Origin of the sequence: Micromonospora globbae (genome assembly GCF_036184225.1) — a bacterium.
Classification (GTDB): Bacteria; Actinomycetota; Actinomycetes; order Mycobacteriales; family Micromonosporaceae; genus Micromonospora; species Micromonospora globbae.
This window is the reverse complement of record NZ_CP108084.1, coordinates 2,864,115-2,878,459: the sequence shown is the minus strand read 5'-3', so window position 1 is coordinate 2,878,459 and position 14,345 is coordinate 2,864,115. Positions and strand designations below refer to the sequence as shown.

The 14,345-nt window shown below is 67.5% G+C and carries 12 protein-coding genes and 2 pseudogenes; 7 read left to right on the top strand and 7 right to left on the bottom strand.

Features of this window, described 5'->3' with window-relative positions; genetic code table 11:
* Positions 1-18: 18 nt before the first annotated feature.
* The 5 genes from OG994_RS12650 (at position 19) to OG994_RS12630 (ending at position 5,536) form a co-directional block, all read left to right on the top strand.
* Complete coding sequence (locus OG994_RS12650) at positions 19-801, top strand: hypothetical protein (RefSeq protein ID WP_328853368.1); 783 nt, start codon at positions 19-21, stop codon at positions 799-801.
* Positions 798-2,831, top strand: a complete 2,034-nt coding sequence (locus OG994_RS12645; RefSeq protein ID WP_328853367.1) for a hypothetical protein — start codon at positions 798-800, stop codon at positions 2,829-2,831. The genes OG994_RS12650 and OG994_RS12645 overlap by 4 nt, the downstream gene beginning before the upstream one ends.
* Positions 2,828-3,502, top strand: a complete 675-nt coding sequence (locus OG994_RS12640) for a hypothetical protein (protein WP_328853366.1) — start codon at positions 2,828-2,830, stop codon at positions 3,500-3,502. Before OG994_RS12645 ends, OG994_RS12640 begins: the two co-directional genes overlap by 4 nt.
* 20 nt (positions 3,503-3,522) lie before the next feature.
* Positions 3,523-3,957 carry a Pycsar system effector family protein gene (locus OG994_RS12635; RefSeq protein ID WP_328853365.1) on the top strand — a complete coding sequence of 145 codons (435 nt, stop codon included), beginning with the start codon at positions 3,523-3,525 and terminating at the stop codon, positions 3,955-3,957.
* A gap of 988 nt (positions 3,958-4,945) precedes the next feature.
* A complete protein-coding gene (locus OG994_RS12630; RefSeq protein ID WP_328853364.1) occupies positions 4,946-5,536 on the top strand; it encodes a dihydrofolate reductase family protein in 591 nt (196 codons plus the stop codon).
* Positions 5,537-5,621: 85 nt separating this feature from the next.
* Here OG994_RS12630 and OG994_RS12625 read toward each other — a convergent pair.
* The 5 genes and pseudogenes from OG994_RS12625 to OG994_RS12605 all read right to left on the bottom strand — a co-directional run.
* Positions 5,622-6,332: pseudogene (locus OG994_RS12625) on the bottom strand (IS256 family transposase); the annotation flags it as partial.
* A 26-nt stretch (positions 6,333-6,358) separates the two neighbouring features.
* Positions 6,359-7,852 carry an ISL3 family transposase gene (locus tag OG994_RS12620; protein ID WP_328853659.1) on the bottom strand — a complete coding sequence of 498 codons (1,494 nt, stop codon included), beginning with the start codon at positions 7,850-7,852 and terminating at the stop codon, positions 6,359-6,361.
* A gap of 149 nt (positions 7,853-8,001) precedes the next feature.
* Positions 8,002-8,586 (bottom strand): annotated as a pseudogene (locus OG994_RS12615) (transposase); the annotation flags it as partial.
* Positions 8,587-8,653: 67 nt separating this feature from the next.
* Complete coding sequence (locus OG994_RS12610; protein WP_328853363.1) at positions 8,654-9,004, bottom strand: DUF1801 domain-containing protein; 351 nt, start codon at positions 9,002-9,004, stop codon at positions 8,654-8,656.
* A 13-nt stretch (positions 9,005-9,017) separates the two neighbouring features.
* The gene (locus tag OG994_RS12605; protein ID WP_328853362.1) at positions 9,018-9,281 is read right to left on the bottom strand and encodes a VOC family protein; all 264 of its coding nucleotides are present in this window, start codon (positions 9,279-9,281) and stop codon (positions 9,018-9,020) included.
* Positions 9,282-9,378: 97 nt separating this feature from the next.
* Between OG994_RS12605 and OG994_RS12600 the strand changes: the two genes are divergently transcribed.
* Positions 9,379-10,014 (top strand): TetR/AcrR family transcriptional regulator, encoded by a 636-nt coding sequence (locus OG994_RS12600; protein ID WP_328853361.1) that lies wholly within the window; start codon positions 9,379-9,381, stop codon positions 10,012-10,014.
* 1,190 nt (positions 10,015-11,204) lie between these two features.
* Here the strand turns inward: OG994_RS12600 and OG994_RS12595 are convergent.
* On the bottom strand, positions 11,205-11,660 hold the full coding sequence (locus tag OG994_RS12595; RefSeq protein WP_328853360.1) for an SRPBCC family protein: 456 nt from the start codon (positions 11,658-11,660) through the stop codon (positions 11,205-11,207).
* Positions 11,661-11,795: 135 nt separating this feature from the next.
* The gene (locus OG994_RS12590; protein ID WP_328853359.1) at positions 11,796-13,127 is read right to left on the bottom strand and encodes an MFS transporter; all 1,332 of its coding nucleotides are present in this window, start codon (positions 13,125-13,127) and stop codon (positions 11,796-11,798) included.
* Positions 13,128-13,257: 130 nt separating this feature from the next.
* Between OG994_RS12590 and OG994_RS12585 the strand changes: the two genes are divergently transcribed.
* The gene (locus tag OG994_RS12585) at positions 13,258-14,337 is read left to right on the top strand and encodes an ArsR/SmtB family transcription factor (protein ID WP_328853358.1); all 1,080 of its coding nucleotides are present in this window, start codon (positions 13,258-13,260) and stop codon (positions 14,335-14,337) included.
* The last annotated feature ends 8 nt before the right edge of the window (positions 14,338-14,345 follow it).

The following is a 14,345-nucleotide window of genomic DNA, read 5'->3' as shown; positions in this document are numbered from 1 at the left end:
CGTAGAGAAAGGACCTCCGTGGAACACATTCCGTTCGCACGATCGATCGACCTGCCGCCGTACCGGGCAATCCTGGCGGTGGACGCCAAGGGTTTCACGGCTGAACCGGGCAGCACTCATGAGGCGATCAGCAAAAGCTTGCTCGACCTTGTGGGTGACGCACTAACCGGCGCAGGGCTGCGGGTCGAGTGGGAACGCCCGGCGTTTCTCGGCCCGACCGGCGACGGCTTTGCCGTCGGGCTCCCGACGCGCGTCCTGCCCTACCTGGTGGACCCGTTCCCGCGCCTGCTCCAGGAACGCCTCGCCGAGCACAACCGTCAGGCCCGGGCGCGCCTTCAGTTGCGGGTCAGCCTGCACGTCGGGCCGCTGCCGGCCGACCCGGAAAATCCCCACTGGACCGGCAACGGGGACTCGCGCAACGAGACTCACCGCCTGCTCGATTCCGCGCCGGTGAAGGCCGTGCTCGCCGCAGCCAGCCCGCGCGTGACATTCGTGGCCTGTATCTTCTCCGACCGCGTCTTCGAGGACGTCATCGCCGCCGGGTACGCTGGAATGCAGCCCGACCGCTGCCTCCCGGTCACGGCGACGGTCGACGGCAAGGCGTTCAGCCGGCAGGCGTGGCTTTACCTCCCGGAGGTCTCCGGGAACCTGCTCGGCATATTGCCGGGTGAGCCGGAGCCTCTGCCGATCGCCGGGAAGCCTGTAATGCCTCGAATTTCCGGGCCACGAGTGAAGAGGAACGCCGGCCAGGTCGCCACCACGGTCGAAAGCATGACGCAGCACCGGGGCGGTGGCCGATGACCACCGACGCGATCGAGACCGTGGACCCGGACATCGACGAGTCCTACGCCGACGATATCGACGACGGGCCCTATGTCGAGGAAAACAGCGGCCAGGTCGCCTCGCACGTCGGCCGCGACATGGTGCAGAACGTCCACAACTGGCTCGGGCGCTACCAGGCCGCCCGGGAACTCTCCGAAACCTTCGTGCGGGAAACGATCGAGACCTTCGTGGAGCGCCGCTACGGCCCGGCCGGGCTGCGCAGGGAGGAGGCGGCCGGGATCCTGCGGGAGCGGCGTTACGTCCTGCTGGTGGCCGACGCCGGCACCGGGCGGCGGACCGCGGCGGTCGGGCTGCTCGGCGGTGTTCCCTCGCCTCGGCGGGAGATCCCGATCGACGACGACGAGCAGCGGCTCCTGCCCGTCAACGAGGTGCCATGGTCGTCGTACGGCCGTTCCGCCTACCTGCTCACGGTGCCGCCCGGAAGCCGGAACGGGCGGTTGCGGGAGCTGCTCATTGCCTATCGAGAGGCTGTGGAGAAGCGGGACTCGTACCTCGTCGTCCTGGTCGACCGGAAAAGCCTCGAAAGGCCCGAGGACGTTCCGGGCTTCACCGTCCTCACGGTCACCGCTCCCGCGCACGAGGAACTGCTGAGCCAGCTCCTGGACGACCAGCGCGCCCGGCTGGACGTGGACACGCTGCTCAAAACGCCCCCGCTGCCGGCGATGCTGGAAGGCGCCACCCCGGCGCAGATCGCGAGGCTGTCCCGCCGGATCAGGGATGCGGCGGTTGATCCGCAGGAACCGCTGGCTGAGATCGCCCGCAAGTCGGTGCAGGCCTACCAGAACTGGGACGAAGAACTGGTCGCCTGGTTCGAGCAGAACAGCGATCCGCGGACCCGGCTCTTCCTCATCGCCCTGGCCTTCCTGCAAGGGGGACAAGCCACCAACGTTCTCCACGCCATGGAGAAGCTCGCCAAGAAACTGGAGGAACCGGCGAACGTACGCGGTGGCATCGGCGCCCCGGGGATCCGCCAGCTCGCCAAGAACGTCAACGCCCGGATCGACGACGAGCACCGGATCTTCTTCACCCTGCCCTCCTACGATGTCGCGATCCTGCGCTACGTGCACGGCGACCAATCCAAGGCATTCCGTACAAACCTCTGGAGCTGGGCATCCGACCTGCCGATACGCCGCGGCGGCTCCCCCAACGCCCGCGTCGCCGGACAGGTTGCCTCGGCCATGCTCGCCGTGACCCTGGCGCTTCCCGGGGCTGACGCGCCCGAAGTGCGCACGTTGATCGAACGGTGGTGGGGTTACCAAACCCTGCGACCGCTGGTTGTCGACCTGATGACCGCAGTGGCGATGAGCCCCGAGGCCGGAGCGGCGATGCGTGGGCGGCTTAACCAGTGGGCCTCCCAGTCGGGAAGGGTGACGCTGCTCTGCGCGGTCGCAGCGGTCTGCGGAGGAGCGCTGGCAGACGCGTATCCACAGGCGGTGCTGACCCGGCTAAACAACCTGGCCGGGCGGGGGATCGACGTCGTCACCGATGGGGTCGTAGAGGCCGTGCGGTCGCTCTGGGGCCGGCCGCTGCACCGGCAGGCAACGCTGCGCCAGGTCGTCGACTGGGCGGCCGGGCAGGACCAGCGGCACGACGCCGGGCTGCGCGCCTTGGCGGCGCTCTCCGAAACCCCGGACCGGGCCGGGTTCCTCCTCGCCGAGCTGGCTGGCGATGCGGAACGGCAGACCCGACTGGTACACGCCCTCTCGCTCCTGTTCACCAACGAAGGGCCGCAGGGCGAATTCCGTGAGGCACTCTTCCGCTGGCTGGACGCGGCGGCCGAGAATCCGGCATACGAGGACTTGATCACCGACCTTATGATTCGCGTCGGCGGGACTGGGCAGGGCGCCAGCGTTCGCCTCGCTCGCATGTCCGATCTGCTGTACGACTGGCAGCCGTTGGCTCGCGACGGGGACGCGCCGGCCGCCCGCGATTTGCGTGGCCGACTCAACGAGCAGCTGCACCGCGCGAACCCGCTGGCCGGCACATGAGCGAGAAGTGGCGGGGCCGGGTGTTGGGCTTGTTTAGGAGATCCGAGGAACCCGCGCAGCCGGTTACCTTTTCCGCCGAGCTGCGCAGCTGCCATCCGCACATCGCGTTCGACGCGACCTTCGAGTTTTGCTGGCAGGGCAACGATCAGGCCGCCTTCTGGACGACGCGGCAGAAGGTCACGGAGTGGGCCGATCAGGTAAGCGTCCGTTACTGTGTCACCCAGGCCGGCAACGCCGAGAACGAGATCAACACCCGGATCGCCGGCGACGTCCGTGTTCAGCTGGCGGTCAGCCCGCAGGCCCGCGTCGCCGCGGAGGCATTCCTGGAAGTCGACCGACAGGCCGCCCTCGAAGGTCTGAAGCAGCAGGCCGAGCTGGAGCGGATCCGTTACCTGCGGGAGAACATCTACTCCCGTCCCGACGTCGCCCGCAGCTACTGGCTCTACCACCATCCGGACCGGCCAGAAGAGCTACTCACCATCAGGTTCGAGGAGATCGCCGAGAAATTCGGGGATGTCGGCGAGTCTCGGTTTCTAGTGATCGCCAAGCTGATCGATGACTTTCTCGGGCGGCTTGGCGACGGTGAACGTCGGTATCTGCTCGGGCAGCTGGGGCAGTTCTTTGCCTCCTACGACCGACCCGACCTGGCGGAACGGCTGAAAGCCTCATGAGGGAAGCGGAACGAGTATCGTTGCAACAGGCGAACGAGATGATCCGCTTCGCCGATGTGAAGGCGGCCGCCGTCCTGGCTGCCGCCGGGGTCCTGGCAGGGCAGCTGAGGTCGGCTCATGGATCCTGGGCCAGAGGCGTTCTGCTCGTCGCCAGCGTCTGCATCGTGCTCGGCGCGCTGCTGGCGCTCTACACGCTGGCACCGCGGCGACAGGCGACGACCGCATGGTCGCTGCACTACTATGACCATGTCGCCCGCCGGTACGGCGATGACCGGGAAGCTTTTATCGATGCATGGGTGGAGGCGACGAGCGACGAGGACGCGTTCGAGCGGGCGGTCGTTGGACAGATCTGGGCGGCGAACATGGTGGCGTACCGTAAGTTCACCCGGATCACCTGGGCCATCCGCGCCCTGGTGGTCGGCGTCGTGGCCCTCGCGACCTTAGCCATCACCTGAGATGCTGCTCTTGATCCTTACGATCGCCTTCGCCGTCGTAGCCATGATCCGCTTCTTTAGCGGCGGTTGGTTCCTAGCAACGGGAGTAAGGATCGTCAATTCCATCAGGTGAATGGGCTCCGACAGGCGGGTCCCGGGCGGCCAGCACGGGACCTGTCTGCTCCAGCTAGGTTTGCTATCGAACCGGCCAGATGCGTCGAGTAGGCGCAGGCCATTATTGTCGGTTCATGTCGATCATCAACACGAACTCCTACGGCAGCATGATACGCCGCCCTGGCAGCACCTGACCGAGTCGACGCCGACTTATTGGTGTCGGCTGATGCAGCCATGGGTGTGCCTCGGCATCCTGCGCATCAAGGACGAGCCGTGGCCTACCTACCTCGGCCCGTTCTGGTGGATTTCGTCTTTGGCGTCGAGGACTGGGCTGCTGACGCGCAGCGCTCCTCAGCATTGCAGTCTGGCTTGGGCGGCAGCGCGGATCCTTGACCGTTCGCCGTAAGGGGCCTGGTAACGGCGACAGTCCGCCAGGGGAGAGTGTCCGACATGGGGTGGCGTTAGGACGTGATGCGCGATGCTGTTCTGTCCGGGTATGCCGATGTGTCGAGCTGTTCTGGCATGGCGTGACAGAATCGTTGTAAAACTGGGGGTCAAGGGGTCGTCGGTTCAAATCCGGCCGTCCCGACGCAGTTCAGAGGGCACATCCCTTGATTGGATATGCCCCTCTTGTCGTAGCTGAGTGACTTTCCCTCAGCGCCGAAGAGTCGATTCCGGTCAAGACGCCCGGCCCGCAACGGAAGCGGACAACGTCGGCGTGTGGCGACCCAGCCGACGATCCCGTGGAACTTTTCCTCGGCATGGCGTCGGATCCGCGCCGAGTCGTTCGTAGAACGGGGGAGAGGCGGAGACGTTCGCGCGACCCGTGCTGCTCGACCAGCTAGCAGGCGAGGGTGACATCCCCATCGGGTTCTTACGTCCGGGAGGTAGAGGCGTGGCAAAGCTGATCTACGTAACGAATGTGTCGCTTGACGGCTATATCGAGGACGAGAGCGGAGCCTTCGCCTGGTTTCCACCCGACGACGAGGTCTTCACGTTCACCACCGACCTCCTGCGGTCCGTGGGCACTTTCCTTTACGGGCGGCGCCTGTACGAATCGATGGCTGTCTGGGAAACCGACGCTGCTCTAGCCGCGCAGTCCGGCCTCATGGCTGACTTCGCGAGCGTCTGGCAATCGGCGAACAAGGTCGTCTACTCCACGACTCTCACCGAGGTGTCAACGGCCGCCACCAGCTTGGAGCGCCGTTTCGACCCTGCCGCCGTACATCAGATGAAGGCCACGGCCGGCAGTGACATCACCATTGGAGGCGCCAACCTGGCGGCGCAAGCCATGCAGGCTGGACTGGTTGACGAGTGCCAGTTGTTCGTCTGGCCCACCGCCGTCGGAGGTGGCAAGCCGGGGCTGCCCACTGGCGTGCGCGCCGACTTCGCGCTCCTCGACGAGCGCCGATTCCGAAACGGCGTCGTTCACCTCCGTTACAGCTACCACCGACCCCACGGATCCCTCGACGGCCGAACCCCCTAAGAACGCCTCACGCAGAAAACCCAGACCCCCATGTAACCAAGGCTCGGGTCTGTCAAACGAACGGTGTAACTCGGGTTGTTGACGACTACTTTCGGCCTGCGGACAGGCGTCCTTCGAAGGCGATGTCGAAGGCGTTGAGGGCTGGTTTCCAGCGCATGGTCCAGCGCCGGCGGCCCTGCCCGGTCGGGTCGAGGCTCATGATCGCCAGGTAGACGCACTTGAGCGCCGCGGCCTCGTTGGGGAAGTGACCGCGGGCTCGCACGGCCCGGCGGATGCGGGCGTTGACCGACTCGATGGCATTCGTGCTGCAGACGACGGTGCGGATCTCGGTGTCGAAGGCCAGGAACGGCACGAACTCCGCCCACGCCTGCTCCCACAACCGGGCGATCGCCGGATACCTGTCGCCCCAGGCCTCGACGAACTCGGCGAACCGAGCTCGGGCGGCGGCTTCGGTGGGCGCGGTGTAGACCGGGCGCAGGGCTTTGGCGATGGCATCCCAGTGCTGCCGACCGGCATACCGGAAGCTGGCGCGCAGCAGATGGATCACACAGGTTTGCACGACAGCTTCGGGCCACACCTCGCCGATGGCATCGGGCAGCCCTTTGAGCCCGTCACAGACCACCATGCACGCGTCGGCGACGCCCCGGTTCTTCAATTCGGTGAGGACCTGCAGCCAGAATTTGGCGCCTTCGCCGCCGTCGCCGGCCCACAGGCCCAGGATGTCCCGGGTGCCCTCGACCGTGACGGCCAGGGCCAGGTAGATGGGCCGGTTGGCGACCTTCCCATCGCGGATCTTGGTTCTGTCGCCGATCTTGTGAAGTCTCAGTGCGCGAGTAGGACGCGTTTGCGGAGTAGGTCGAGGCCGGCGCGGCCGAACATCTGTCGTTTGATCATTTTCAGGCGGTTGATGGTGCCTTCGACGGCGCCGGAGCTGTGCGGCAGGGTCAGGCCGTTGCGGATGGCGTCGAGGTCGCGGCGCATGTTGCGGGCGAACGCGGCCAGCGGCGCGAGGGTGTCGTGTTCGACGGCGACGATCCATTCGTCGAGGCGGTTGCCGTGGCGGCCGGTCATCATCACCGCGAACGCGCGCACGTGTTTGACCAGCCGGTTCAGGTCACGGTCGCGGTGGCGCAGGTCGCGCAGCTTGGCGGCGTCGCGAGGATCGAGGTGGTCGGGATGGGTCATGATCCACGAAGTGACCTGGCGGACGGTGGGTGGTTTCGGACCGGGGTGCGGGGCGTGACCGCGGCCGGTGCGGAAGCGGCGCAGGTAGCGCTGAACGGCGAGTTCCCCGCCGGGGTAGCCCTGTTGCTGGATCTCGCGGAACAGTTGGGTGGCGTTGCGTTCGCCGTCGTTCCAGCGCTGGTGCAGGTAGCCGGTGAACGGGTCGACCAGGTGTGAGCGTTGCTCGGTGACGGCGGTCAGGTCGGCGAGGCTGCGGGCGTTGACGAACTTGCGCACCGTGGCCTGGTGCAGCCCCAGCTTGCGGCCGATCGCCGCCTTGGACATGCCCTGCGCTGCCAGTTCCTGCACGGCGGTGTAGTGCTCACGCAGCCGGGTCACGATCTTCTTCTCCGGTAGCGGCCGCACCAACTGCGGCGGCGTGTCCTCGGGAGGCGGAGGTCCTGGCCGGGCGAGCTGGGCGCGATGGGCGTTGACTGTCTTCTCCACCGCTTGGCCCAGGTTCTGCCAGAGGTGGAACCGGTCGGCGACCTGCACCGCGTGCGGGGCGCCCTGCCGGGCGCCTTCGCCATAGCCACCGGCACGGTCGCGGCAGATGATCTCCACCTCTGGGTGCTGCGCGAGCCAGCCGGCGAGGCTGTCACCGTCACGACCGTCGAAGACCTCGACTGGGCGGCGGGTGGCCATGTCGACCAGGATGGTGCCGTAGTGGCGTCCGCGCCGGAACGCGAAGTCGTCGACACCCAGGACCGTCACCGCGGTCCCTGCCGGGTCCGGCAGGCCTTTCACCAGCCGCAACAGGGTGTCACGGCCCACGTTCACTCCGACGGCGGCAGCCAGCCGTGCGCCGGCACGCCCGGCCAACGCAAGCCCGATCCGGGTGAGCAGTTCCCGCAGCCCCTGGGTGAGACGGGCATGCGGAGCGGTCAAGCCGTCGACCTGCTCGACGAAGGTCACCGCCGGGCAACCGCGGTTGCCGCAGCGGAACCGCCGCACCCGCACCTGAAGCAGCACAGCCACCCCGGCAACCGTGAGGTCGCGCAATCGCCGCAGGTAACGGCCATGAACGCGACTCGATGACTGCCGGCAGCTACCGCACTGCGCCGTCGCTGATCGGACCCGGGCGGAGATCACAACTGCCTCGTGGCGCTGTTCAACGCCGTCGATCAGCAGGTCGGACAGGTGAGGCAGCAACTGCTCCACAAGCGAACACGCCGAACATGATCAGTGGGTGGCGCGTCGACTTGCCACGACCGTCCACATCACAAGATCGGCGACAGAGCCCGGATCTTCACGTGCACCGCGTCGAGGAAGATCACTGGGTAGACCGCATCGAGGGGACGGTTCTGCCACTCGGTCATCCCGTCGATGACCTTGTCGGTGATCGTCGAGATGGTCTGCCGCGACACGTCGGCGCCGTAGACCTCGGCCAGGTGGGCCTGGATCTCCCCGGTGGTCAAGCCCTTGGCGGACAGGGAAATCACCATGTCGTCCACCCCGGACAACCGGCGCTGACGCTTCTTGACGATCTGCGGCGAGAAGCTCCCGTCGCGATCCCGTGGCACGTCGATCTCTACCGGGCCGACGTCGGTCAGCACAGTCTTGGCCCGCACACCATTGCGGGAGTTCCCGCCGTTCTTGCCCGCCGGGTCGCCCTTGTCATAGCCCAGATGGTCGGTGATCTCACCCTCAAGCGCTGACTCCAGGACCCGCTTGGTGAGCTGCTGCAGCAGACCGCCATCACCAGTCAACTGCAACCCGGCCGCCCGGGCCTGCTCCACCAACTGCGCGACCAGGCCTGCGTCGACACCGTCCGCCGGTAGTCCCGGCCCATTCTTCGCCACCGCGGAAGTATCCACGGCGGCCATCGATCCTTCAGACATCAGGTGCTGCTCCTTGATCAGGAGTTACACCGTTCGTCTTACAGTCCCTCTCTTAGGCGCCGTCCAACATGACCGCCTGCCCGATGTAGTCGCGAAGCGCATCCCGGTTCATCGCGTCGATACTCTTGATCTTGACATGGCGGGTTCGTTTGCCGGTGCCCTCCAGTAGGCCATGGGTGTCCTTGAACTCGGCGCCGCGGTCGAAGGCGAAGGTGATGTGGGTCTTGCTCGCGCTGACGATCGCCAGGGACTTGTTGCCCTTCCAGGCCAACGAGCCGTAGAGGATCACCTCCTGGGCCTGCGGGGCGTACTCGACCATGAGGTGCCGTAGCTCGCTGACGATGTCCTGGTGCTGGGCAGGGACCTTGGTCCGGAGATACTCGTCCACTGCTGCGTTGCTCACGGGGTGACCTCCCTCAGCCCGCAGGGACGGCGGTCGGGTCGAGGTGGAACGCCTGCCACAGGTGGCCGTCCGGACTGCTGGTGGCGGCGTCGACGATCTGCCTCTTGGTGAAGGTCTGAAAGTTGGGCTCCACCTGCAGGAGCACCGAGACCTGGTCGTTGATGGTCACCGCCTCCATGTTGTCGGAGAAGCGCGGGTTGAAGCCGAAACCCAGGGCGGCATGGAAGCGCTTGGCCGTGGGGAGGTCCCGCACGGGCAGGTTGATGAAGGTCTGCATGAGACGTGTCCCCTCGCGATCCACCTGGAACTGGACGGTACAGTACCGTCGTGCAAACTAGACTGTCCAGTACTGCGCAGGGAGGATGATGGCCTGGATGGATGTCGGTGATCAGAGCCGGTCGGCCCGCAAGCGGCGGCAGATCGTGGCGGCGGCGACCAAGGTCTTCCTGCGTCGCGGGTACCGCGGCGCCAGCATGGACGAGATCGCGGCCCTGGCCCAGGTCTCCAAGCAGACGGTGTACAAGCACTTCGCCGACAAGGAGCAGCTGTTCACCGACATCGTGCTCGGCACGACCGGTCAGGTGGACCAGGTGGTCCAGATGGTCGCGGGTGCGCTGACCGGGACCACGGACCTCGACCAGGATCTGCGTGTTTTGGCCCGTCGGTTTCTCGTCGCCCTCATGCGGCCGGAACTGTTGCAGCTCCGGCGGCTGGTTCTCGCCGAGGCCGACAGGTTTCCCGAGGTAGGCACCGCCTGGTATGAGCATGGGTTCGATCGGGTGCTCAGCACCCTGGCCACCTGCTTCGGGCAGCTCGCCAACCGCGGCCTCCTAGGCGACCTGCAGGATCCCTTATTGGCGGCCAACCACTTCGTCGGCATGCTGCTCTGGATCCCGGTCAACCGGGTCATGTTCTGCGGCCGTGACGACCTCTACTCGCAGGCCGAGTTGGAGCGCCTCGCCGACGCCGCGGTCACGGCCTTCCTGGCCGGTCACGCGCCGAGAAGCTAAGCCACCCCCACCAGCCGATCCGAGCCCTGCGGGGGTGTGGAGCCGGCCTGGTAGCGGAGCGGGATCAGGGTCCACGTCAGCCACCACCGAATGCCGGCGAAGGGCGGGCATGTGTTCTTGACGTGTGACCACGGCCAGTGTGGGAGCCGCCATGCTCGTCGCCTCACCGCCTCCACATGGTCTGCACGCGTTGCGATGCGCACCGTGCGAGAGCAGGTGGCGGGCTGGTGGGACGGCTCATGGGGCTGCTTGACTCCGCGTTAGGACCGGCTGACTCGCGAGGTGCGGTGCGTCACCGCCAGGTCGGGCGAACCCGACACGGGCAAGTTGGAATGGCCGGGTCTGGGCGCAGGGATGGCTCCGTACACGTCGCCGACCATGTGCTGCCCCTGCTCTAGGTGGCCACAGTCGACTATTCGCGTTCGCGTGGGAGGCTTCTTCAGGCGAGTAAATTGGACGAACTGATTTTCGGCACTCGCCTCGAATTCTAGTCGCACCATCGTTGGCGCGGGCAGCTTTGTCCCGAGCGAGTCCCAATGAAATCGGGTCAACAGCACGACCTCAGTTTGAGAGGGGTGTACGATGCGAGGGCCGCGGGCAACCCAACCAACCGCCGCCCACCTCATTCCGCCCCACGCCGACGCCCAATGGCTGTGCTGGTAAAGCGCCACAATTCTGGTGTCGACGATCGGCACCTGTGAGTCATTGGCGATATATATCGCCATCGTGCCATCAGTGTCGGCAACCCACACGCGGACGGCATTCCGTTCAGCGCGACGGCGTCGCGCAACCTCGGCCAGGTACACCCGGAGGGCTACCAGGGCTGCAGTTACGGTGCCAAGGGCCTCGAAGGCTCCCCAACCCGACCACGACCAGAACGAGTTGGACAGCACGCGTCCAACCATAGTGCATGGTTATCTTGACATCGCCCGGGCGGCGCCACGGCTAGCGTGATGGACAAGTCGACGGTTGGTCGCCTGCCTGCGCAGCGGATTGGTGTCTGACGCAGAGCAGTTGCTGTCGTGTGGTTTCCGGATCGTTATGCGAAGAACGGCATCTGGGACGGACGCGACCAGCGGCAGGTCAAACCGGCTGTCTCCGACCGCCCTGCACGGGCGGGGATCGAACCCCAGCGCTCGTGTCTGCGCGAGGGCGTAGTCCCGCTTGTCGTACTCGTCGAAGGGCGACGCTCAGCTGGCGAGGGACCTTACAAGGTAGGAGTTCCGGTCCTCGATCAACCGGTGCATGTACCGCAGCAAGAAGATCTTCGTGACCAGCCACCCAAGTACGCCGAAGGGGGCGGCGAAGTTGATGACGTCACGCATGATCGTGGCTTCACTGGCCTCGTCCCAGGTGAAGATGTGCTCGTGGTGCCAACGGCGGAATGGGCCGAGGACTTGCTCGTCGACGAACCGGTGGGGGCGATCGTACGCGCTGATTCTGGAGGTCATCCGCCAGCGGATGCCGAAGTGCCGGGCGGTCCAGGTAACCGTATCGCCAAAGGCCATCCGACCGGACTGGACGCCATCCACTGCCTGCTCTCCAGCTGAAGCCATCGAGGCGGTGTGCGCGTCGACGTCCAGGGAGAGGTCGAAGACGTGTTCCACCGGCGCGCGGACCACCGTGGTGATGTCGATCAACGGCACATCGGCAACCTACGCCACGACCAGCAGCTCATCCGGTTCGATGAGCAGCGGAGACCGCGGCCTCGCCGCTGTGCACGGCAGACCTTGCGGCGAGGTATGGGAGGCAGGGGCTCTGGCGTCGAATGGTCGGGAGGCCTAACCTCCGGCTTTCACCGATCTGGACGTGACGGTCCCACCGCGAACGCTCTCGGTCAGGGCACCATCGACGGCCGCGCTGCCGCCATCTGCGGCATGATTCATGGCCTGCCCAGGCGAACGGTGCGGGGGCTGCCGTCGAGTGCTCAGGCGCACCGTTGCTGCGCCCAGCAGGGTCGCGGCGGCCATCGGCAGCCACAGCGCCGCCGCGCCGAGGCTGAGCAGACCGGTGATGATGACGGGGTCGACGGCCCGGGCCAGGCCGTAGCTGAGCTGCCAGCGGGCGAGCGCGCGCCCCATCAGGTGTGGCGGTGCCGACTCGATCACCAGCGGCACGCTGCTGCCGGTGTAGAGGATCTCGCCCAGCGTGTAGGGCACGATGACCAGCGCGACGAGCACCGTGCCGGGGCTGCCGCCGGTCGCCTGGCCGAGCCAGAAGGCGAGGTAGGAGGCGGCGAGCAGCAGGCCGGACCAGACGAGCACGGTACGGTGGGGCCGCTTCGCGAGGCGTACGGCCACGACCAGTTGCAGCGCGATCACCATGACGGTGTTGGCGACGAAGATGCCCGAGGACCACGCCAGGGACGCGTGCAGGCTCTGCACCAGCAGCAGCGGCAGGGCGATCTCCAGGATGTCGGCGTAGAACGCGTACGGTATGCCGGCCAGGGCCAGGACGGTGACGGCGCGTAGACCAGCACCGGGCGTTTCCTTCGTTGCCGCAGCCGGCGTCGGGGCCGGAACATCGTGATGGGGCAGCGGCACCCGGGCGATCACCGCCGCGCCGAACGCGCACCCGAGCGCCGTCGCCAGCGCGAGCCAGCGGAGCACCTCCGGCCCGGTCGCGGCCAGGACCGTGCCGAGCAGGGCGCCGGCGCCCAGGCCGGCGTTGCGCAGTGAGCGGCCCGCGGCCAGCGCCGCCGTACGCTGGGACGGGCCGGCGAGCGCCGCGATCAGCGCGGAACTGGTGGGTGGAGCGATCTGCGTGCCGACGCCGATGAGCACGGCACCGATCGCGAAGCCGGCGGTGCCGGGCACCAGGGCAAGCAGCAGCGACCCCGCCCCGCGCACGAGTAGCGCGGCGACGGCGGGGGACCGCCGTGCTCCGCGGTCGATCCACCGTCCGGCGAGCGGGACGGCGGCGAGGCCGGCCAGCATGCCGACGGTCAGCGTCATGCCGGCCTGCTGCGCGCTGAGCCCGATCAGCACGGCGTAGATCACGATGAACGGGCGCAGCATCCCGGAGGTCGCTGCCTCGACTGTGGCGCTGAGCGCGTAGCGGCCGCCGCCCGGGATGCGGACCAGCTCACGAAGCGTCGTACGGGTGGTCGTCACGGCGCCGATCGTCCGGCCGTACGCCTGCGGAGGAGCCCGGGTTGGTTGGCGTCGTCAATCCATGGCCCGTCGATTGACGAACGACGTCAATCGGTCTGTCCAGGCGCGTGCCCCTGCCATGATCGGTACCGTGGTCACCTCGGTCGACATCGCCGGCGTACCAGCCGATCGGATCCGGATAACGCCGTCGCCGCTGGCGGAGCTCGGCGCCGTGCTGCACGTGCTCGGGGAGCCGCAGCATCATCCGGACACCGCCGCGGCGGTGGCGACGATGGCGGCTGCCCTGCCCGCAGAGCTGGCTCCCGACCTCGAGGAGTTCGGTCTGCTCTGGGACTCCGGCCGGGCCGACTTCCTGTTCCCGTCCGATCCGCGGCCGAACCTGCGCGAGGAACTGGACGACGTCGACCGCCTGGACGACGAGCGCTGGGTTGCCGCGGCGCTCGCCGCCCACCGAGCCGTCTCACCGGCGCCGCGAACGTGGTCGCCGCTGCGTGACCCGACCGTGCGGCAGCGGGCGCTGGCCGCGGCCCGCGCCCGAGGGCCGCGGCAGGCGGCGTGGGCCGAGCGGGTGCTCGCCGATCCGGCCGCCGAGCGCGAGCGGGTACGACGGTTCCTGCTCGCCTGCGACTCCGCGTTCTTCGGCGCGGTGTGGAGACGCGTGCGCCCAGCGCTCGTCGAGGAGGCCAACCGTCGGCGCGTCGACCTGGCGCGCGAGGGTATCGGCGCCCTCGGCCGGATCTCGCACGCGATCGGGGTCGACACCGCGCGCGGCGTCTTGACGATCGACAAGCTGCAGGACCAGACCGCCGACGGTCGCGGTGGCGGGATGACGCTCATCCCGAGCGCGTACGGCGCGCCGCACATGACCGTCGTGTATGCGCCGGGCTGGCTGCCCGTGCTGCAGTACCCGGCACCGGGCTGGAACCCGCGCCCGGTGTTGCGGGTGGACGAGTTGGATGCTCGGCTGACCGCGCTTGCGCACCCGCTGCGGCTACGTTTCTGCCGCACGCTCGCCCGAGGTCCGCACACGACCGGCGAGCTGGCCGACCTGTGGCGGGTGACGGCGCCGGAGGTGTCCCGACACCTCGCGGTGCTGAAGGCGGCCGGGCTGCTGATCTCGGCGCGCCGCGGACGCTACGTGACATATCGCCTGGACATGGAGGCGTGCACCGGCCTGGGGCAGCAACTGGTGGACGTCCTCGGGCGCTGATGCTGAGG